Below are 18999 nucleotides of genomic sequence, written 5' to 3'. Positions count from 1 at the left end.
GCCTCGCGCCGCCCGGCCGGGTCAGAACTCCGCCGCCATCGCGACCGCGCGGGCTTGCGCCCGCTCGATACTGTCGCTTGCGCGTGCCCCCCACGTGTGTTCGACGGTCAGACTCCTGACCTCGCTCACGCCGATGAACCTCAACCAGAATTCGATGTAATCGGCCTGATGCCGGAAACCGGGATTGTCGGCGCCCGCGCCGGGTTCCCGGCTTTGCCCGCGAACATGGATCACCAGCGCGCGCGGAATCTCCAGCAACGGCGCGTACGCCGTGCCGTCGAACGAAAACAGCATGTTCCGCTGGCTGACGAGATCGATCAGCTGCTTGAGCTTGTACGGATAGCCGAAATTCCACATCGGCACGCCGACGACGATCCGGTCGGCCTCCTGAAAGCGCGTCACGAGCGACTGGATGCGCCGCCAGATCGACTGCTCCGCCTCATCCATCGGCGCGTTGGCGACGCCCTTGTACTTGGCGCCGATCGCCTCGCTGTCGAAGTCCGGCAAGTCCTCCTCCCAGACATTCAGCGTATCGACGTCGATCGTGGCGCCCGTCTCCCGGTACGCATCGACAAAGGCAGTGGCGACCGCGATCGAAGCCGACCTGGCGCCGCGGGGAGAAGACACGATATTCAACAACCGCATGATGAGTGACCCGGACAGGAATGCATGAACAAGGGGCGGCCATCGCGGCGGCCCCGGCTTCACTGCTGCGTCGCGGGCCGCCCGCCTGCGCTGTCATGGATCGGCCCGCCGATATAGTTGCAACTGCAATCGTAATGCAAAGCGCGTACGCGTGGCAAACGAATCGCCACGCGATTGCGGTGTGGGAAGGCATCGAGATGGGGAAGGTGCGGCCGGAACGGCCGGCGACGCGCCCGAATCCGGCGCGCGCGGCTGTGTGGTGTCGTGGTGTGGTGACTAACGAGGCTCGGCGCCCGCGACGTGTATCGCTAGACCGGCCAGCTGATCTCGAAGCGCGCGCCGCCGAGCTCGACGGGATCGACGACCGCGATCCGGCCGTTGTGCGCATGGAGCACCTGTCGCGTGATCGACAGGCCGAGGCCATAGCCGCCGGTGCGGCGGTCGAGGCGCACGAATGCGTCGAAGATTCGCTCGCGTTCGCTCTCCGGCACGCCGGGGCCGTCGTCCTCGACGAAGATCCCGATGTTGCTGTGCACGAGCGAGATCCCGACGACGATCCGCGATTTCGCGTACTTGCTCGCGTTGCGCAACAGGTTGCGCATCGCATACGACATCAGCCGCCGGTCCATCTTCACGCGCAGGTCCGATGCGATCGCGATGCGCGACTCGATCGCGCGCTCCGGATACAGCAGCTGCGCATCGCTGACCTGATGCTCGAACCACGCGACGGGGGCCGTCATCTCGAGGTTCGACTGCAGCGAGCTGTATTCGAGCCGTGCATACGTGAGGCTCATGTCGATCAGCTCTTCGAGCTCGGTCACGTCCTGCGCGATGCTCTCGAGCGCGCCCTGGTATTCGGCCGCGGAACCCGGTTCGCGCAGCATTTCGAGCGCGAACCGCACGCGCGCGAGCGGCGTGCGCAGCTCGTGCGAGATCCCGTTCGTCAGGTCGCGCTGCGCGGCGATCAGCCGTTCCATGCGCATCGCGAGCGCATTCAGCGTCCGCGCGAGCGGGCCGATGATCACGCTGTGCGATTCGCGCGCACGCGTGTTGAAGCGCCCGCCCGTGAAGTCGATCGCGCGCTCGCGCACCATCACGAGATCCGACCACACGGGCCGCATCCACCGGTACGCCGCGAGCGCGGGTGCGGCGAACACGAAGACGAGCACGATCCAGATGTCGCCGGGCAGCGAGTCGAACGCATGCCACACGACCTGCGGCGACAATTCGACGCACAGCGCGAGCGCCGGCACGAGGGCCGTCAGCAGCACGAGGCCGAGCAGATGCAGGTACGTGCGCACGTAAAGGCGCGACCAGCTCGGGATGCGGTCGGCGCGCGTGTCGGTCCACGCGCGGCGGAAATGCAGCCAGCGCCACTTCACGTAGCGCAGCGTCGGCAGCGGCGGTGCATCGGGGTGCGAACGGGTTCGTCGGATCATCTCGGCTCCCGGCCGGCGGGTGGAATGCCCGCGCGGAACGTGACGGCGTCGTGCGACCGCCGCGTCATTCCCACGCGTGCTTGCTGAATTGGTAACCCTTGCTGCGGATCGTCTTGATCCGCTGCGGGTTGCTCGCGTCGTCGCGCAGCTTGCGGCGCAGCTTCGAGATGCGCCCGTCGATCGTGCGGTCGAGGCCGTCGAATTCGACGCCGCGCAACTGCAGCATCAGGTCGTCGCGGCTGACGACTTCGCCCGCATGGCAGACGAGCGCCCACAGCAGGTCGAATTCGGCCGACGTCAGGTCGGGCGTGCTGCCGTCGGGCAGCACGACGGAGCGGTCGGTGCGGTCGATCGAGAACTTGCCGAACGCGTAGCGCTCGGGTTGCGGCGCGGTGCTCTCGGTCACGCGCGCGGGCGCGCGGCGCAGCTGGGCCTTGATCCGCGCGAGCAGGATGCGCGGCTCGACCGGCTTGTGCACGTAGTCGTCCGCGCCGAACTCGAGGCCGAGCAGTTCGTCGAACGGCTCGTCGCGCGCCGTCACCATGATGATCACGCCGTCGTACTGCTTGCGTGCCTCGCGGCAGATTTCGAAGCCGTCCTTGCCCGGCAGGTTCACGTCGAGAATGACGAGATCGGGACGAATGGACAGGATCGCCGGCACCGCGGCGTCACCATGCAGCACAGTGTCGACTTCATAGTCGTTCTTGCGCAGGTAGCCGGCGATCAGCGTGGACAGGCGGGTGTCGTCTTCGACGAGCAGGATGCGAAAAGACATGGGCAGCGGTCGGGTCATCGGGGAAGCCGCGGCGGCGGCGCCGGCCCGTGCCGGACGCCGGCCATTGGCCGAAACGTACCGCATGATACTGCGCCGGCCGATTGCCTGTTCAGAGGTCTTGAAAATAAGGGTTCGATATCGTCCGAGCTTGACGAATCGGCGCCGGGACGGTTCCATACGGGCTCGCCTGAATCCGGCCACTCACCTACCCGCCTGACTTGATGAATTACCAGACGATCCTCGAACGCATCCATACCGAACTCGCCCCCTGGATTGGCCAGGGCCGGGTTGCCGACTACATCCCCGAACTCGCGAAAGTGCCTGCCGACAAGTTCGGGATGGCCGTCGTGACGCTGGACGGAAACGTTTGCACGGTGGGCGATGCGTACGAGCGCTTCTCGATCCAGAGCATCTCGAAGCTGTTCGCGTGCACGCTCGCGTTCCAGCTGCTCGGCGACGAACTGTGGGAACGGGTCGGCCGCGAGCCGTCCGGCAACGCGTTCAATTCGCTGGTCCAGCTCGAGAGCGAGCGCGGCAAGCCGCGCAATCCGTTCATCAACGCCGGGGCACTGGTCGTCACTGACGTGCTGTGCCGCCGCTTCGTGAAGGCCGAGACGGCGCTGGTCGAATTCGTGCGGCGGCTGATCGGCGCGAACGACATCGACTACGATTCGCGCGTCGCGCAGTCGGAGCTGCAGCACGCGGAGCGCAACCGCGCGATGGCGCACTTCATGGCGAGCTTCGGCAACATGCAGATGCCGCCCGACACGGTGATCGACGCGTATTGCCGCCAGTGCGCGATCACGATGAACTGCGTCGAGCTCGCGCGCGCCGCGCTGTTTCTCGCGAACGGCGGCGTCGCGCCGGTCACCGGCGAGCGGATCGTCGATTCGAGTTCCGCGAAGCGGCTGTCGGCGCTGATGCTGACTTGTGGCACCTACGATGCGGCGGGGGATTTCGTGTATCGCGTCGGGTTGCCTGCGAAGAGTGGCGTCGGCGGCGGGATCGTCGCGGTGCTGCCGGGCGAAATGGCCGTGTGCGTGTGGGCGCCGGGGCTCGATGCGAACGGGAACTCGCTGGCGGGGACGTTGGCGCTGGAGTGGTTGACGACTTATTCGGGAAGGTCGATTTTTTGACGCGGCGGGGTTAGGCGAGCGCCACCTGGCGCAACGGCGGCAGAGTCATATCGGCGCATGCGCTTGATGGGGAATTCGGCCATCGGCTGCGATCGACCCAACTGGGCCGCACAAAACGCCGACCTCCAAAGGGCCGTTTCCGAAGGTAAAACGGTCACTCGCATGCAGGCCGATGTCGATTCGGTGCAAGCCGAGCCGCTAGAAATTGCGCGCCACGCCGACCATGAACATGTCCTGGTCCTTGTCGTTGCCGGTTGCGACACGATTAAAGCGTAAGCTCGCCGCCCAATCGTTCGTTACCTGATAGGTCACCTGCGCGCTGAGCAAGGCATTCAGTCTCGTTTTACTCGCGACCTCGTCCCGATCATGCGAGAGATACGGGCCCACACCTGCCGAAAGCGTCCATTTGCTCTTGATCGGCGCGACATACCAGAATTGCGCCGCCACACCTCTTCGGCCGGCGACGCCGTTATTGCCTTCGTAGACGAAGCTCGCCGAATAGGCCCACGCATTGCCGAGCGGCCGCTTGACTTCGACCATATACCCTTTTTCGATGGGCACTTGGGGACGGTTCGTCTGCGATGTCCCGGCCCAAACGCCAACCTGCGTCTTGCCGTCCGAAAAAGCCGGGCCAGGATCGCCGCCAAAATCCGAGCCGATGCCGAAGAGCACCGCGTCGGAGTTGAATCCGTCGATCATCTGCACGTGGTTGTACTGCACCTTGAGGAAGAAGCGGTTGGGAACGACGTAATAGCGCACCGCTGCCGAGGCGCGCACGCCCCATCGCTTTTCATTGCGCGGCTGGTCGTTGACATGTGTCGTGTCCATGCTGAAATACGGCCCCGCCGACAACTCGAGCGCCAGGCGATCGCCGACCGGCCAACGAAACGAACCTATGGCGGCGAAGCCGTCACGGTGGTGATCGAGGGGATGCCCCTCGTTCAGATACGCGAGGTAGACCGAGAGGTAGTCATTCAAGACATCGCCGAAGCCGACTTCGTACGCACGCCAATGCATATCGCCGCCGTTGGTCGCGCGTCCGTCGCCATACACCGCATAGACGTTGATCGTTCTTTCCGATGGCTTGAACCCGGTCGGCACGCTCGACGGACTGTCCTCCGCGTACGCGAGGCCTGCGCCTGCCAGACATCCCAGACCGGCGATCGAGCTTGCGAGGACGAAGCGCGAATAGATGCGACGGCACTGTCCCATTTGGACACCCCCTCACCTTGGTAACCGCGATTTCTCGGGCAAGTTGATGACGATTATAGGCAGCCTCGGGTAATAGGGGTAATAGGGGCAATCCGCACAACTTCGGCCGCTGCCCCTGATAGGCAAAGGTCGGGCGGCCATGATCCGATCCGTCGTCATCGCTGAATTCCGGATTCAGCTATCGGCTATCGTCGGAGACGATGAAGGCGACCGCCAGTACATTGCCGGCCGGCAGGAATGCGACGCCGGCGTGACGGTCGCCGGCTCGCAACACGATAAAACCTACGAAAATCGCATCGGCAGCCGACCCGATTTTCCGGTACAAATCGGGGACGCTGACATTCCTCGCGGGCTATCGGAGACTCTCGTTCATGACTCGGCAACACGCATCGGATATCGCAACGACCACCCGCACGAACCCCGGCGACAGCCCGTCCGCGCCGGTTCCCGCCATCGTGCCGTCGAGCACCGCGCTGCTCGTCATGCATTACCAGACCGACATCCTCGGCCTCTTTCCGTCCGTCGCGCCCGAATTGCTCGCCAATACGCGCCGGCTCTGCGATGCGGCGCGGGCCGGCGGCATCGGCGTCTGGTTCGCGAACCTCCGGTTCAGCCCCGGTTATCCGGAAGTCAGCCCGCGCAACAAGAACGGCCAGGGCATCAAGCAGCTCGGCCGCTTCATCAACGACGGCCCGTGCCCGGAACTCGGCCGGCAGCCCGACGAGCCGCTGATCGTCGCGCACCGCGCCAGCGTGTTCTTCGGCACCGATCTGGAGGCGCGGCTGGTCGAGCAAGGTGTCGATTCACTGATCATGGTCGGCATCGCGTCGACGGGCGTGATGCTGTCGTCGATCGCCCACGCGAGCGATGCGGACTTCCGCTTGTACACGGTCAAGGACTGCTGCTACGACCCGGATCCGGTGGTTCACGAGCATCTGTTCGCCACCGCCTTCGAATCGCGCACGACGGTGCTGTCGCTCGCGGACGCGTTGCGGCTGCTCGAGTAAACAATCGGTCGCGCGGGCGTGACAGGTCAACGGCTTCATGCGAATCGGCCCGCAGGATGACGACTACCGGGCCGCGCCGATCCCCTTCAGGATGAGGTCGATGCCGGCGACGAACTACTCGCGCTCGTCATGCACGACCCAGGGCTGTGGCTCGTCGCCTGCCTCGTCGTAACGGGCGACGGCGCGCCCGATGTCGCGCGCACCGCCCCTTCCTTCCCCGTTACTTCGCGATATACACGCCCGACGTCGGGCACGTGCCCTGCGTATTGCCGTCCGTCACGAGCGAGGCGGCGCTCGGGAACTGCGCGGCCGCATTGGTCTTCACCGCGATCCATGCCTCGGTGAAGTAGCTGACACCGTTCGTCTTCGTGCACTTCAGCGACACCGCGCTGCGCGTGTTGCTGCCGAATGCGCCTTCGAAGGCCGACAGCAGCTGGTTACGCGTGACCGTCTTGCCCGCGTTCGCCTGCAGGAACGCGTTGAACGACGTGTTGCCGAGCCGGCTGATCATGCCGGACGCCTGGTTCCAGTACGCATCGGGCGATGCCGAGTTCGAGCAGGTGCCGTGCTTGAACCACTCGTGCTTGTCGAGGCACGACGCGACGCCCGGCATGTACGTCGACAGCGTGTTGCGGGTCGCGCTGCTGATCGGGTACGCGTCCATGCTGCACCACTGGTGCGCGTTGTCGAGGTCGATGTCGTTCTGCGGCACGCCGCAGTAGAACGGCTGGTTGCCGTCGTAGTTGTTCGGCCACAGGCCATGCAGGGACAGGCTCGTCGCCGCGTACGTGCCGGCGAGGTTCGTGCATTCGGGCGTGTCGTGCGATGCGCAGAAGCCGGGCTCCCACGACGCGGCGAGCAACAGGTAGTCGTAGCTGGTCTGCGCGGTGGCGTGCAGTGAAGCGGAAGCGACGGCGAGTGCGGCAGCGGCGCGGGCGAGCGTCTTGAGCATGGCGTTTCCTCGGAAAAGGCTTGCGGTCGCGGGATGCGCCGCAAGGTTGTCGAATATCTGTCCGCGATTGTTGCCGACGCAACGTGGCACGAATGTGAAGGTGGACGAAAGATTCCGGTGGCACGCGCTGGCGCGCCGCCCGCCGCTTCACATGTCTGAAGCGCGCCGCCAACGCGGCGGCACGCCGCCCGTCACGACCCGGCGCCCAGCTGCGTGCACGCGCGTGTGATCGATTCGGGGCCTTCGAGCGCGAGGATCTGCCACACGCCGATGCTGACGCGCTGGCGCGCCGCCGTCGACGCATCGGCCAGCAACGCCTCGACGCGCGGTGCGGCGTCCGGCGCCTGCTGCTTCAGCGCCGCATGATGCCGCGCGCGCGACGCCGGCTCGGATTCGTAGACGTCGCACAGACGCACCATGCCGGCGAGACCGGCAAGGTCGTCGTCCTTGTCGATCGCGCCCGGCTCGACCGGCGCGAGCCCCTTGCGCTCCGCCGCCGGCAGCTTGTTGCGCGCGCCTTCGTCGATCGACGTGGCGGATGCCGGCGGCAGGCCGCCGATCGCCGCGACGATCCGGCTGCCCGCGGCGATCATGTCGCCCTGGCACTCGATCTTCTCGGCGGCCGCGACGTTCGAGCAGAACGACACCGACATGCGGTACACGTCGTTGCTCATGCGCGGCACCTCGTCCGCGCTCGCCTGCGCGAAGCCGGCGCTCGTCAGCGCCAGCGTGGCGGGAATCAGGATGCGGAAGGCTCTCGTCTTGTTCATTGTTGTTTGCGTAGGGGGGTCTCGTGGCGGGCAACCTCGCGCGGCCGCGCGGAGCGGCCGCAGTGACGCCGGGCCCGCGTCCGGCGGCACGCGATCACTTCATCGACGCCGCCTCCGATCCGCCGGGCGACAGCGCCGCGTGGTCCTGCTCGCGCCACGTGCGGCGCGACGCCATGATCGCCTTCACGGCCGAGCGCGCGACCTTCCACCACGCGAACGGCCGCGGGTCGGCGAGCATGCTCAGCGCGCGCGCATAGTCGAGCGTGAGCCCGGGCGTCCACGCCATCGTCACCGCGCGCTTGCGGATCTGCGCGGCGACCCACAGCTCGGGCGTGAGCAGCAGCCGCACGAACGCGCCCCACCCGGCCCGCGCGCCCTTCAGCCGCCACACCGCGCCGTCGAGCGCGGCTTCGAGCGCGTTCGACACCGTGCTCGAGCAATTGCGATGCGTGAGGTTGTACGTCAGGTTCTGCCGGTACGACGTCCAGAAGGCATCCAGCTTCGACGGATCATAGTTGCGGATCCGCACGCGCACGGTCGACGGGCACCACGCCTTCGACTCGGTCGCGTAGTCAGGCTGGAACAGGCCCGGCACGTCGTTTTCTCGCGTTGCGCGCAGGATGCGCGTGAATTCGTCCGGAGAACGATCGATTTCGACGCCCGGATACAGGCTGATATAGATGCCCTCGGGCGACTCCAGCGCCGCGTGCCCGGTCGAGATCACACCGTTGACGTCCACGGCCGCGATATAGCGGTCGATCACCGGATAGCGCTGCGCCTCGGCCTTCGACGTGCCGGTCGGCGTCCACACGTGCACGGTGAGCGCATGCTCGCCGTCGGCCGGCGGGCCGTCCCATTCGGATTGCGCGAAATGCGGACGGTCGCGCGTATCGTCGAGATCGGGCGCGAGCGCCGGCGCCGGCGACGTCGCGAACGCCGGATTGCGCGTCAGCCGCCGCACACGCGCGGCGAGGCTCAGCATGTGCATCCCGCCGAACATCAGCAGCAGCCCGAGGCAGTACGGCACGGTGCCCACATAGTGCGTCGGGTACGGCTGATAGAAGAAGATGGCCAGCAGAATCTCGACGACGCCCCAGGCGAAGGCGACGTTCCAGCGGCGATAGCGCACCATCCACGCTGCAGTGCACTGCAGCAGCCCGTCGACGAGGAACAGCGTGCCGAAGATCATCGACAGCAGGAAATGGCCATGGTGATGCCCCGCGAACACGAGCCCGGCAGCGACCACCACCGCGATCCCCTTCACGTAGCGCAGGATGCGCTGCCCGCCGACGCCGCTGCCGGCCACCGCAAGCGTCGCGAGCCCCTCGATCAGGAACAGCCACGCAAAGATCTGGATCGGGAAATGCAGCGCGCCGTCGAGCGCATCGACGAAGATCACGACGCCCGCGACGACCCACGCCCAGCCGAGCACGGTCAGCCCGCGCCAGCGGGTCCGCAAGTATTCGATGCCCAGCAGCAGCAAGACCAGTCGTACCATCGCGCTCTCTCGTCATTTTTCGGGATACGCGCGGGTCACGCGTTTCCTGTCGTTTCGACCGTGCCTCGTGCAGAGTGCCGGCCGAAAGGCGGTAATTCGTACCGGCGCGTCATGCCTCGACATGACCGTTGGCGGCCGGTATACCTCCGCACTGGCCGAATAATAAGATATGGCGGAGACGGTTGAAAGCGGCGGCGACAACGTCGTCGGCACGGCACGGTCAGGGGCCATCGACCGCTGCCAAGGCAGATTTCCCGTTCGACAACGCGCGGCAGATACGCGAGAATCCGGCTTCCGAGGGCGAAAGCCACTGAACTGAACCGCACAGACGGGACAACAACAATGAACGTATCGATCACGCGCCGGCGCCTGCTGGCCGCCGGCGTGGCCGCCAGCAGCCTCTCGCTGTCGGGCTGCTTCACGCCGAAGCTGTACAAGGAAGACGGATACAGCGAGCACGTGTCCGGATTCATGATGACCGAGGACGGCAAGAAGCTCGTCGTCCTGGGCACGGACTACCATTACATCTTCGATCTGCCGGCGCAGTTGCGGCCGGTCTTGATGTCCAGTTACCGTAAATCGCTGCGCACGACGTTCGCCGCCTTTCATGCGAGCGGCGGCAGCATCACGGGCCAATACCGTATCTTGCTGCCGAAGGACGCGTCGGACGACGATCGGCAGGCGGCCGTTGCCGACGGCTTCACCGCCGCGCAGGCCGGCCTCGTGCTCGAAGGCGACATCAGCGGCAAGCGCTATTCGACGGAAGGGTTCGTCGAAAAGTACAAGACGAGCACGCAGCCGTTCAACCGGCCGTACTCGGTCTATATCAGGCAATCGCCGTCCGCGCTCGGCATGGGGCTGCGGATTCTCGCCACGCCGGTCACGGTTGCCGCCGACGGCGTGCTCGTGCTGGGCGGCATCGTGCTCTTGCCGTTCGCGGCAATTGCGATCAACGCGAACGGCGGCATCCGGATCATGTAAAGGCGTGCGGTACGAGCGCAACAGGAGCACCACCATGACCGCCTCACCGCTTCACGCCCCGCCGCTCGGCCCGCAACTCAAGCGCTGGCGCGCGCTGCATCGCGTCAAGCAAAACCATGCGGCCGAGCTGTTCGGCGTCGCGCAATCGACGATCTCGCGCTGGGAGGCCGGCCGCCAGCAGATGTCGCCCGACGAGCGCGCGACCGCCGAGCGGTTGCTCGCCGCGCGCCTCGATTCGGCCGGCGATCACGCGCTCGCACGGCTCGTCGCGGGCAGCGCGGGCCGCATGCATCTCGTATGCGACCTCACGCACCGCCTGCTCGCGTCTTCCCCGGCGCGCGCGGCCGAATTCTCGCAACCGCTGTCGATGTTGCTCGGCACGTCGCTGTGGCGCTACGCGACGCCGGAGATCGTCCGCATGGAAACCGCGCTCGACACGCTCGGCTGGCATGACCACGCGGGGCCGCCGAGCGTCGAATTCGACACCGGTGCGAATGCGTCGCGCGTCGTGCCGATCCGCGGCAGCATGTGCCGGTGGACGCGGATGACACTGTCGGACGGCTCGGCCGTGCGGCTCGTGGAGACGCTCCAGGATGCGTGATTGCCGGGTCGCGATGAAGCACCGCATACCGGCAACGGTGCGGCAACCTTCAACGTGTCCGGCATGCCACGCAAAAAGACCAACGTGAATGGCAGCACGCCCAGGGGACATGCCACATGTCGACGCTTGTCATGCGAGAACTCGTGATCGTCGCGTTCATTCTCTATACGGGCGCGGCCGTGCTCGTTGCGCTTCGCTCGGGTGTGGCCAACGCCGGCGGCAGGCGGGTGGCGCGCCGCAGCAGCCCCTGGCTGTTCAGCCTGATCGTCGGTGTTCAAACGGGCTTCTTCGCGCTGTTCTGCTGGGCCGGACTTTTCGTGAAGTAGCGGCCCGGCAAAGCGCCACCGTCACGCATATTTCATGCGTGGACGAAGCACGCCCACCCGCATTACGCTAGGCGGCTCATCGCAAGGACGCCGACCATGACCCCCGATACGATCCGCGCGCGGCTCGCTTTCCTGCGCGAAGCCGAACGCCTGAAGGATGTGCTGCGCAGCGGCCACACGTCGTCCGGACGCGCGGAAAGCACGGCCGAGCACAGCTGGCGGCTGTGCCTGATGGCGCTCGTGTTCGCCGACGCGCTGCCCGGCATCGACACGCTGAAGCTGCTGAAGCTGTGCGTCGTCCACGATCTCGGCGAGGCGCTGCACGGCGACATTCCCGCGATCGAGCAAGCCGCGCACCCCGACAAAAGCGCGCAAGAGCGCGACGACCTGCTGACGCTGACCGCATCGCTCGATCCCGCGCGGCGCGACGAGATCGTCGCGCTGTGGGATGAATACGAGGCGGCGACGACGCCGGAAGCACGCGCGGCGAAGGCGCTCGACAAGCTCGAGACGATCCTGCAGCACAACCAGGGCAGCAACCCGCCCGATTTCGACTACGCGTTCAATCTCGGCTACGGCCGCCGCTACACCGACGCCGCGCCGCTGTTCAGCACGATCCGCGACATCGTCGACGCGGACACGCAACGCCGGATCGACGCGGGCGGGCAGCGCGCGTAAGCTCGCGGGATCGGGCGTGCGGCACCGCGCACCCTGCCCGCACGAGGCGCTACGCATGACGCAAAACATCTACGACGACCCGGCCTTCTTCGAAGGCTACAGCCGCCTGAACCGCTCGATCCACGGCCTCGACGGCGCACCCGAATGGCCCGCGCTGCGCGCGCTGCTGCCCGACCTGCACGGCCGCAGCGTGCTCGACCTCGGCTGCGGCTACGGCTGGTTCAGCCGCTGGGCGGCCGATCAGGGCGCGGCAAGCGTGCTCGGCATCGATGTCTCCGAGCGCATGCTCGAACGCGCGGCCTCGACCGCCGCGCACCCGGCGATCACGTACCGCCGCGCCGATCTCGAAACGCTCGCGTTGCCCAACGCCGCATTCGATCTCGCGTACAGCTCGCTCGCCTTCCACTACGTCGCGCACCTCGACACACTGCTGCGCACGATTCATCGCGCGCTCGTGCCCGGCGGGCGGCTCGTGTTCTCGATCGAGCACCCCATTTATACGGCGCCGCGCCGGCCCGGCTTCGTCGTCGATGCGCAGGGCAACCGCGCCTGGCCGCTCGACGGCTACCAGCATGAAGGTGAACGCGTGACCGACTGGCTCGCGCCGGGCGTCGTCAAGCAGCACCGTACGCTCGGCACGCTCGTGAACCTGCTGATCGGCAGCGGCTTCACGCTCACGCACCTGGACGAATGGGGACCGACGCAGGCGCAGGTCGATGCGCTGCCCGCGCTCGACGAGGAACGCGACCGGCCGATGATGGCGCTCGTCGCGGTGACCTCGTAAACCTGCGGATCGGCATCGGCTTCGCGCACACGCGTCCGGGCAAAGCATGACGCGGCACGACCACGATGCCACCTTCTTCGACGGCGACAGACGCCTGAACCGCACTGCCCTCCATCTCGACAACCTGCCAGAATTGCGCGCGTCGCACACGCCGCCACCCAACCAGCGCGGTCGCCACGTGCTCGACCTCGAACGCGACCGCGCCCGGTTCAGTCGCGGAGCACCCTAACACGGCGCGTCGAGCGCCACGCATCCCGCCCCCGGCTATCAACGCATGGCCGACTGACTCGCGCAAGGTGCCTCCAAGCCGCACCGTACGTTCGACACGTTGACAATCCGGCCAATCACCAGTGGCTGCGCATTCGTCAACACGAATTCCACAGCAATCCCAAATCAACGCGCGACCTCGGCCCCAACTACCGAGGCACGCAACCGACAATCTCAATTTAGACAAATCTCGCCAGCCAATTTAACAATCAACAACAATCAACAAATTTCAAAAAAATAAATCATTGAAAATCACGTGAAAAATAAAATAACCTTATCAACACAGGATTCCTAAAAAATGCAATCCACTCAAATACAAAGAATCATCGCACACCACAGTTTCACATCAATCTTCAACCCTCAACCAAGGAGAAATAGATGTCTGAAAATAGCAAAATCATCATGAGAAAGGCGATCCGATCGACCGTAGCTGCTTGTTGCATGGCCGCTTCTTTACTTCACACCGGCATGGCCACTGCAGATGGTCTCGCAAATCAAATCCTCAGGGGGCCAAACAGCACCGACACCCGAGGATACACAAGCTGCTCCGTTTCTTACACAATGTGCATACAGCGATACGGGAGCAGACCCGGCAGCAACGCCGGTGTCACGCGATGCGCGGACTGCCTGAGAAAGTGCAACGTCTCGAACGGCTGGTGGCCCATGGTAAGCGGCTGCACCGTCTGAAATGACGATCCGGCTCGTCGCGAGCCCCACGATGCAAACCGGTGTTCCTTCGCAGATCAACAGCACCTACAACCACTCGCGGCGATTTCCTCATCCAGGAAGCCACGCACTATCATCTCAATATTCGTGAACACCAGGGCACCGAAATGAATCACGAGACCGATCGTCAGCCGGCAATCCACATAACGTTCTCCGAGTATTCTCTAGACACCGTTTCCTCAGCAATTTCAAGCGGAGAACTTTCTGGATCATGCATTCTCGTCGCCGGAAACTGGCATCTGGGTCCGCTCAAGGAGCGCAATGACCCCGCACTTGCGGAATGGTTCAGCGAGCATTTTGGCTACGTGCCGGACAATGTGACGATCGGCGATACCTCGACCGCCGTCAAAAATCAGGAAAGGGCTTGCGCATGGGTGAACCCGACTTCATCCGAGGAATATGCGAACTTCCTGCACTGGGCAAGCATCTGCAAACTGCGGAATATATCGTTGATCCGATTCTCGGCCCAGGACATCCACCCTATCGGGATGGCGAGACTTGCCGTCACAGCGCCCCAAGCAGATCCGAATGAAATCGAGCTTTATGCCCGGGAATGGGCAAACCTGGTCGAAGAGAACGCCGACTTCAGACTGCTCAACCCGTCCGGGAAATTACGTTCGTTTTCGGCGTCCCACTTCGACAAATACATTACCGGCGCAACAAGCAATAACTGGACCTCCTCTCCGGAAGTGGTGCTGCACATCATGGAAACACTGGGCAGCGAGCATCAAGATTTCCCCGGCGACATTTTTCTCTACCATCGGATCGAAAAGTTCGTCACGTCCGGCATCGTGGAAAAACAGACAGATTCCGACGTCACACAAACCAAGATTCGGTCGACCTCCCGCTAATCTGCTGTTACATGAACGTTCGAGCCACAACGACCTGTCGCCATGTCGAAAATTTCGAAATCATTCACGGCATCACTCCTGCCATTCGCTCTCGCCGCCATTTGCGACAACGCACATGCTTCCCAGGAGGATCATCTGAAGCGGATTCTCCAGCAAAAAGTTCCGGAGCTTGAAATAGGCAGCGTCTCCCGATCACCGATCGGCGGGCTCTATGAAATCGTCGCAAATTCACGAATTTTCTACAGCAACTCTACCGGAATCTATATTCTCGTTGGCGAAATAATCAACGCGTCCAGCCAGGAGAATCTGACGGAAACGCGGCTCAACAAGATGAACAGCGCAGCCCTCCGTGACCTGCCACTTCGACATGCAATCAAAATTCAAAACGGCAGCGGGAAACGCGTCATTTCGACATTCTTCGATCCGAATTGTTCGTTTTGCAAAAAAATGAGCCGCGAGCTGAACAAGATTCCGGACGCAACCTTGTATATTTTTCTGTACCCCGTGCTCTCCCAAGATTCCGTCGCCAAATCGGAGATGATCCTTTGTGCAGAGGACCCATCCCTTGCCTGGAGGACATGGGTGAAAAAAGGAACGATCGCGCGCGCGCGAACTTCATGCTCACCGGACGCTACCAAGGAACTCCTCTCGCTAGGAAAGAAACTTGGCATCAAGGGAACACCGACCACATTCCTGCCATCCGGGAAAAGAGTCGAAGGGTTCGTTTCCGGAAAAGAGCTGGCCGAAATCATGGACCTCCAATAGCGGTACCTGCCCCTTTACGCGCCGGAACAGCAAAAGCTGGTTTCCCGTTGCTCGCAGTCGATGTGCAAACCGGAAGACCACCGTCGCCGCCGAAGGTCGCTCATTCGCGACCTTCGGCGATTGCAACAACGGCGACATCGAGGTTCGGTTTCAGCGACGTCATCGCCACAATTGAGCACAATTTCCACACGATTTCGCGAGATTTTCTCGATTACCATGAACGGCTGATCCGAATCGACGCTTCCGCGCCCGGCACACACGACCTGTGTCGCGGTCGAACCGCGCCGCCGGCCGAGCTGAACGGTTCCTCCGGATCGGCAGCACGCACCGCCGACGCCCGACTTAACCTATCGGCATGCTCATGAATCAAACGTCCCGCCGCCGACGACGCATCGTGCTGGCCACCATCATTGCTGTGGCAGTCGCCGCAGGTGTCGCGTTATCGTTATTCGCGCCCGAGAAGCATCCGCAATACCTGTCCGCGCCCGTCTCGCGCGGCGATCTCGAGAACGCGGTGCTGGCAACCGGCGCGCTTCAGGCATTCAAGCAGGTCGACGTCGGTGCGCAGGTGTCCGGGCAGTTGAAGTCGCTGAAAGTCAAGCTCGGCGACAAGGTCACGAAGGGCCAGTGGCTCGCCGAGATCGATCCCGTGATCTCGGAAAACGCGCTGCGCCAGGCCCGCGCCAGCGAAGAAAGCCTGCGCGCGCAGCAGCAATCGACCGCCGCGCAGCTCACGCAGGCGGAACTCGCGTTCAAGCGCCAGCAGGCGATGCTGCCCGACGATGCAACCTCGCGCGAATCGTTCGAGGCCGCACGCGCGACGCTCGACGTGCAGCGCGCGACCCTCGCTTCGCTCGCCGCGCAGATCCGTTCGGCACGCATCCAGATCGAAACCGCGCAGGCCAACCTCGGTTACACGCGCATCGTCGCGCCGATGAGCGGCGAAGTCGTCGCGATCGTCACGCAGGAAGGCCAAACCGTCATCGCCCAGCAGCAGGCACCGGTGATCCTTAAGCTCGCGGATCTCGACACGATGACCGTGAAAGCGCAGATATCCGAGGCTGACGTGATTCGCTTGCATCAAGGCCAGTCCGCTTATTTCACAATCCTTGGTGAACCCGACAAGCGCCACTACGGTGCACTGCGCGCAATTGAGCCCGCCCCGCAGAACTTCGCGGATTCGCAAGCTAACCTCGGCGGCGGCACGAAGCCGAATTCGGCCGTGTTCTACAACGCGCTGTTCGAAGTGCCGAACCCCGAGCATCGGCTGCGCATCTCGATGACCGCGCAAGTCAACATCGTGCTCGGCAATGCACGCAACGCGCTCAGCATTCCGGCCGCCGCGCTCGGCGAAAAACGCAAGGACGGCACCTACGCGGTGCGCGTGCTGCGCGCCGACGGCAGCACGGAAACGCGCAACGTGCGCATCGGCATCAACAACAACGTGCGCGTCGAAGTCCTGGCCGGCCTGAAGGACGGCGAACGCGTCGTGATCGGCGAAGCGGCCGGTGACGACCACGCGCCGCTGGCGGACGTGGTGTGACGATGAGCCAGCCCCTGCTGAAACTCGCCGCCGTCACGCGACGCTTTCCGGCCGGCGACAAGGATGTCGTTGTCCTGAGCAACGTCAACCTGTCGATTCACGCGGGCGAGATCGTCGCGATCGTCGGCGCGTCGGGCTCCGGGAAGTCGACGCTGATGAACATCCTCGGCTGCCTCGATCATCCGAGCGAAGGCACCTACACGGTCGGCGGCCGCGACACGCACATGCTCGACAGCGACGAACTCGCGCAACTGCGTCGCGAGCACTTCGGCTTCGTGTTCCAGCGCTACCACCTGCTGCCGCACGTCGACGCGGTCGCGAACCTCGAAATGCCCGCGATCTATGCCGGCACGCCGCGCGCGGAACGGCACGCCCGCGCACGCGAACTGCTCGCACGCCTCGGGCTCGCGGATCGTGCGCACCACCGGCCCGGGCAGCTGTCCGGCGGCCAGCAACAGCGCGTGAGCATCGCTCGTGCGCTGATGAACGGCGGCCAGGTGATCCTCGCCGACGAACCGACCGGTGCGCTCGACACGAAAAGCGGCCAGGACGTGATCCGCATCCTGCACGAGCTGAACGCGCTCGGCCATACGATCGTCATCGTCACGCACGACAAGGCCGTCGCGCGCCATGCGAAGCGCATCATCGAGATCAGCGACGGCGAGATCGTCGCCGACCGGCCGAACCGCCACTATGCGGAAGCGCTCGCGGAAGCGGGCGTCGACGACGCAGAAGCCAGCGCGCTACCCGCCCGCGATCACCGCGACACGCCACCGCCGCCCGCACCGGTCGACACCGATGCGCATCCCGAGCCCGGCACCCGCACGCGACGCTTCGCGGCCGGCTCCGGCCGCTTCGCCGAAGCGTGCCGGATGGCATGGATCGCGCTCGTGTCGCACCGGCTGCGCACGCTGCTGACGATGCTCGGCATCATCATCGGCATCACGTCGGTCGTGTCGATCGTCGCGATCGGCGAAGGCGCGAAGCGCTACATGCTCGACGAAATCGGCAGCATCGGCACGAACACGATCAACATCTATCCGGGCACCGACTGGGGCGACAGCCGCGCCGACGCGATCCAGACGCTCGTGCCGGCCGACGTCGCCGCGCTCGCCGAGCAGCCGTACGTCGACAGCGCGACGCCCGAAACGTCGCGCACGCTGCTGCTGCGCTACCGCAACGTCGACGTGAACGCGCTCGTGAGCGGCGTCGGCGACCGCTTCTTCCAGGCGCGCGGGATGCGCTTCGCGCTGGGTGTCGCGTTCGACGAGGACGCGGTGCGCCGCCAGGTGCAGGTGGCCGTGATCGACCAGAACACGCGCCGCAAGCTGTTCGGCGCGACGCGCAACCCGATCGGCGAAGTGATCCTGGTCGACAACGTGCCGTGCGTCGTGATCGGCGTGACGGCCGACAAGAAAAGCGCGTTCGGCAGCGTGAAGAGCCTGAACGTGTGGGTGCCGTACACCACCGCGAGCGGGCGCCTGTTCGGGCAGCGCTATCTCGACAGCATCACCGTGCGCGTGCGCGACGGCCAGCCGAGCGCCGCCGCCGAGAAAAGCCTCGAAAAGCTGATGACGCAGCGCCACGGCCGCAAGGACTTCTTCACGTACAACATGGACAGCGTGGTGAAGACCGTCGAGAAGACCGGGCAGTCGCTCACCTTGCTGCTGTCGCTGATCGCGGTGATCTCGCTCGTCGTCGGCGGGATCGGCGTGATGAACATCATGCTGGTGTCGGTCACCGAGCGCACGCGCGAAATCGGCATCCGGATGGCGGTCGGCGCGCGCCAGTCCGACATCCTGCAGCAGTTTCTCGTCGAGGCCGTGCTCGTCTGCCTGCTCGGCGGCACGATCGGCATCGCATTGTCGTTCGGGCTCGGCGCGCTGTTCTCGATGTTCGTCGCGCAGTGGAAGATGGTGTTCTCGGCCGGCGCGATCGTCACCGCGTTCGTCTGCTCGACGCTCACCGGTGTGATTTTCGGCTTCATGCCCGCGCGCAACGCATCGCGGCTCGATCCGATCGATGCGCTCGCGCGCGATTGAA

At 64.7% G+C, this 18999-nt stretch carries 19 protein-coding genes; 12 read left to right on the top strand and 7 right to left on the bottom strand.

What is annotated here, in order from left to right; translation table 11 throughout:
* Positions 1 to 21 precede the first annotated feature (21 nt).
* The 3 genes from CFB45_RS19615 to CFB45_RS19605 form a co-directional block, all read right to left on the bottom strand.
* A complete protein-coding gene (locus CFB45_RS19615) occupies positions 22 to 645 on the bottom strand; it encodes an FMN-dependent NADH-azoreductase (protein WP_089426969.1) in 624 nt (207 codons plus the stop codon).
* Between the two features lie 308 nt (positions 646 to 953).
* Positions 954 to 2084, bottom strand: a complete 1131-nt coding sequence (locus CFB45_RS19610) for an ATP-binding protein (protein WP_089426968.1) — start codon at positions 2082 to 2084, stop codon at positions 954 to 956.
* Positions 2085 to 2148: 64 nt separating this feature from the next.
* On the bottom strand, positions 2149 to 2859 hold the full coding sequence (locus CFB45_RS19605; RefSeq protein ID WP_039366515.1) for a response regulator: 711 nt from the start codon (positions 2857 to 2859) through the stop codon (positions 2149 to 2151).
* 221 nt (positions 2860 to 3080) lie between these two features.
* Here CFB45_RS19605 and CFB45_RS19600 point away from each other — a divergent pair, with 221 nt between their 5' ends.
* Positions 3081 to 3995, top strand: coding sequence for a glutaminase (locus CFB45_RS19600; protein ID WP_011354359.1), 915 nt, complete (start codon positions 3081 to 3083; stop codon positions 3993 to 3995).
* Positions 3996 to 4193: 198 nt separating this feature from the next.
* Here CFB45_RS19600 and CFB45_RS19595 read toward each other — a convergent pair whose 3' ends face one another.
* Positions 4194 to 5207: a hypothetical protein gene (locus CFB45_RS19595; protein ID WP_089426967.1), complete on the bottom strand. Its 1014-nt coding sequence runs from the start codon at positions 5205 to 5207 to the stop codon at positions 4194 to 4196.
* Between the two features lie 371 nt (positions 5208 to 5578).
* Between CFB45_RS19595 and CFB45_RS19590 the strand changes: the two genes are divergently transcribed.
* Positions 5579 to 6214, top strand: coding sequence for an isochorismatase family cysteine hydrolase (locus tag CFB45_RS19590; RefSeq protein ID WP_089426966.1), 636 nt, complete (start codon positions 5579 to 5581; stop codon positions 6212 to 6214).
* A 220-nt stretch (positions 6215 to 6434) separates the two neighbouring features.
* Here the strand turns inward: CFB45_RS19590 and CFB45_RS19585 are convergent, their stop codons facing one another.
* The 3 genes from CFB45_RS19585 to CFB45_RS19575 all read right to left on the bottom strand — a co-directional run bounded on the left by CFB45_RS19585 (position 6435) and on the right by CFB45_RS19575 (position 9434).
* Positions 6435 to 7166: a ribonuclease T2 gene (locus tag CFB45_RS19585; RefSeq protein ID WP_089426965.1), complete on the bottom strand. Its 732-nt coding sequence runs from the start codon at positions 7164 to 7166 to the stop codon at positions 6435 to 6437.
* A 191-nt stretch (positions 7167 to 7357) separates the two neighbouring features.
* Complete coding sequence (locus CFB45_RS19580) at positions 7358 to 7936, bottom strand: hypothetical protein (protein ID WP_089426964.1); 579 nt, start codon at positions 7934 to 7936, stop codon at positions 7358 to 7360.
* Positions 7937 to 8030: 94 nt separating this feature from the next.
* Positions 8031 to 9434: an HdeD family acid-resistance protein gene (locus CFB45_RS19575; RefSeq protein WP_089426963.1), complete on the bottom strand. Its 1404-nt coding sequence runs from the start codon at positions 9432 to 9434 to the stop codon at positions 8031 to 8033.
* A gap of 342 nt (positions 9435 to 9776) precedes the next feature.
* Between CFB45_RS19575 and CFB45_RS19570 the strand changes: the two genes are divergently transcribed.
* From CFB45_RS19570 to CFB45_RS19525, 10 genes are all read left to right on the top strand, one after another.
* A complete protein-coding gene (locus tag CFB45_RS19570) occupies positions 9777 to 10415 on the top strand; it encodes a hypothetical protein (RefSeq protein WP_089426962.1) in 639 nt (212 codons plus the stop codon).
* Positions 10416 to 10449: 34 nt separating this feature from the next.
* Positions 10450 to 11016, top strand: a complete 567-nt coding sequence (locus CFB45_RS19565) for a helix-turn-helix domain-containing protein (protein WP_089426961.1) — start codon at positions 10450 to 10452, stop codon at positions 11014 to 11016.
* A gap of 116 nt (positions 11017 to 11132) precedes the next feature.
* Positions 11133 to 11342 carry a hypothetical protein gene (locus CFB45_RS19560; protein ID WP_089433044.1) on the top strand — a complete coding sequence of 70 codons (210 nt, stop codon included), beginning with the start codon at positions 11133 to 11135 and terminating at the stop codon, positions 11340 to 11342.
* Positions 11343 to 11438: 96 nt separating this feature from the next.
* Positions 11439 to 12020 carry an HD domain-containing protein gene (locus CFB45_RS19555; RefSeq protein WP_089426959.1) on the top strand — a complete coding sequence of 194 codons (582 nt, stop codon included), beginning with the start codon at positions 11439 to 11441 and terminating at the stop codon, positions 12018 to 12020.
* Between the two features lie 55 nt (positions 12021 to 12075).
* Positions 12076 to 12804: a class I SAM-dependent methyltransferase gene (locus CFB45_RS19550; RefSeq protein WP_089426958.1), complete on the top strand. Its 729-nt coding sequence runs from the start codon at positions 12076 to 12078 to the stop codon at positions 12802 to 12804.
* Positions 12805 to 12850: 46 nt separating this feature from the next.
* Entirely contained in the window at positions 12851 to 13033 is a 183-nt protein-coding gene (locus tag CFB45_RS19545) for a hypothetical protein (protein ID WP_089426957.1), read from the top strand.
* Positions 13034 to 13799: 766 nt separating this feature from the next.
* Positions 13800 to 14648 carry a DUF3658 domain-containing protein gene (locus CFB45_RS19540; RefSeq protein ID WP_254600213.1) on the top strand — a complete coding sequence of 283 codons (849 nt, stop codon included), beginning with the start codon at positions 13800 to 13802 and terminating at the stop codon, positions 14646 to 14648.
* Positions 14649 to 14690: 42 nt separating this feature from the next.
* On the top strand, positions 14691 to 15413 hold the full coding sequence (locus CFB45_RS19535; protein ID WP_089426955.1) for a DsbC family protein: 723 nt from the start codon (positions 14691 to 14693) through the stop codon (positions 15411 to 15413).
* A gap of 361 nt (positions 15414 to 15774) precedes the next feature.
* Complete coding sequence (gene macA, locus CFB45_RS19530; protein WP_089429049.1) at positions 15775 to 16956, top strand: macrolide transporter subunit MacA; 1182 nt, start codon at positions 15775 to 15777, stop codon at positions 16954 to 16956.
* Between the two features lie 2 nt (positions 16957 to 16958).
* On the top strand, positions 16959 to 18998 hold the full coding sequence (locus CFB45_RS19525) for a MacB family efflux pump subunit (RefSeq protein ID WP_089426954.1): 2040 nt from the start codon (positions 16959 to 16961) through the stop codon (positions 18996 to 18998).
* Position 18999: the final 1 nt, after the last annotated feature.

This window comes from Burkholderia sp. HI2500 (assembly GCF_002223055.1).
Lineage (GTDB): Bacteria > Pseudomonadota > Gammaproteobacteria > Burkholderiales > Burkholderiaceae > Burkholderia.
Note: the sequence above shows the minus strand (reverse complement) of the source record. Positions and strands in the feature narration are given on the sequence as shown.

Coding starts and splice junctions, on each gene's coding strand:
- CFB45_RS19615 (WP_089426969.1), bottom strand. CDS start 645: ATGCGGTTGTTGAATATCGTGTCTTCTCCCCGCGGCGCCAGGTCGGCT.
- CFB45_RS19590 (WP_089426966.1), top strand. CDS start 5,579: ATGACTCGGCAACACGCATCGGATATCGCAACGACCACCCGCACGAAC.
- CFB45_RS19545 (WP_089426957.1), top strand. CDS start 12,851: ATGACGCGGCACGACCACGATGCCACCTTCTTCGACGGCGACAGACGC.
- CFB45_RS19565 (WP_089426961.1), top strand. CDS start 10,450: ATGACCGCCTCACCGCTTCACGCCCCGCCGCTCGGCCCGCAACTCAAG.
- CFB45_RS19535 (WP_089426955.1), top strand. CDS start 14,691: ATGTCGAAAATTTCGAAATCATTCACGGCATCACTCCTGCCATTCGCT.
- CFB45_RS19525 (WP_089426954.1), top strand. CDS start 16,959: ATGAGCCAGCCCCTGCTGAAACTCGCCGCCGTCACGCGACGCTTTCCG.
- CFB45_RS19560 (WP_089433044.1), top strand. CDS start 11,133: ATGTCGACGCTTGTCATGCGAGAACTCGTGATCGTCGCGTTCATTCTC.
- macA (WP_089429049.1), top strand. CDS start 15,775: ATGAATCAAACGTCCCGCCGCCGACGACGCATCGTGCTGGCCACCATC.
- CFB45_RS19595 (WP_089426967.1), bottom strand. CDS start 5,207: ATGGGACAGTGCCGTCGCATCTATTCGCGCTTCGTCCTCGCAAGCTCG.
- CFB45_RS19575 (WP_089426963.1), bottom strand. CDS start 9,434: ATGGTACGACTGGTCTTGCTGCTGCTGGGCATCGAATACTTGCGGACC.
- CFB45_RS19610 (WP_089426968.1), bottom strand. CDS start 2,084: ATGATCCGACGAACCCGTTCGCACCCCGATGCACCGCCGCTGCCGACG.
- CFB45_RS19585 (WP_089426965.1), bottom strand. CDS start 7,166: ATGCTCAAGACGCTCGCCCGCGCCGCTGCCGCACTCGCCGTCGCTTCC.
- CFB45_RS19555 (WP_089426959.1), top strand. CDS start 11,439: ATGACCCCCGATACGATCCGCGCGCGGCTCGCTTTCCTGCGCGAAGCC.
- CFB45_RS19580 (WP_089426964.1), bottom strand. CDS start 7,936: ATGAACAAGACGAGAGCCTTCCGCATCCTGATTCCCGCCACGCTGGCG.
- CFB45_RS19570 (WP_089426962.1), top strand. CDS start 9,777: ATGAACGTATCGATCACGCGCCGGCGCCTGCTGGCCGCCGGCGTGGCC.
- CFB45_RS19600 (WP_011354359.1), top strand. CDS start 3,081: ATGAATTACCAGACGATCCTCGAACGCATCCATACCGAACTCGCCCCC.
- CFB45_RS19550 (WP_089426958.1), top strand. CDS start 12,076: ATGACGCAAAACATCTACGACGACCCGGCCTTCTTCGAAGGCTACAGC.
- CFB45_RS19605 (WP_039366515.1), bottom strand. CDS start 2,859: ATGTCTTTTCGCATCCTGCTCGTCGAAGACGACACCCGCCTGTCCACG.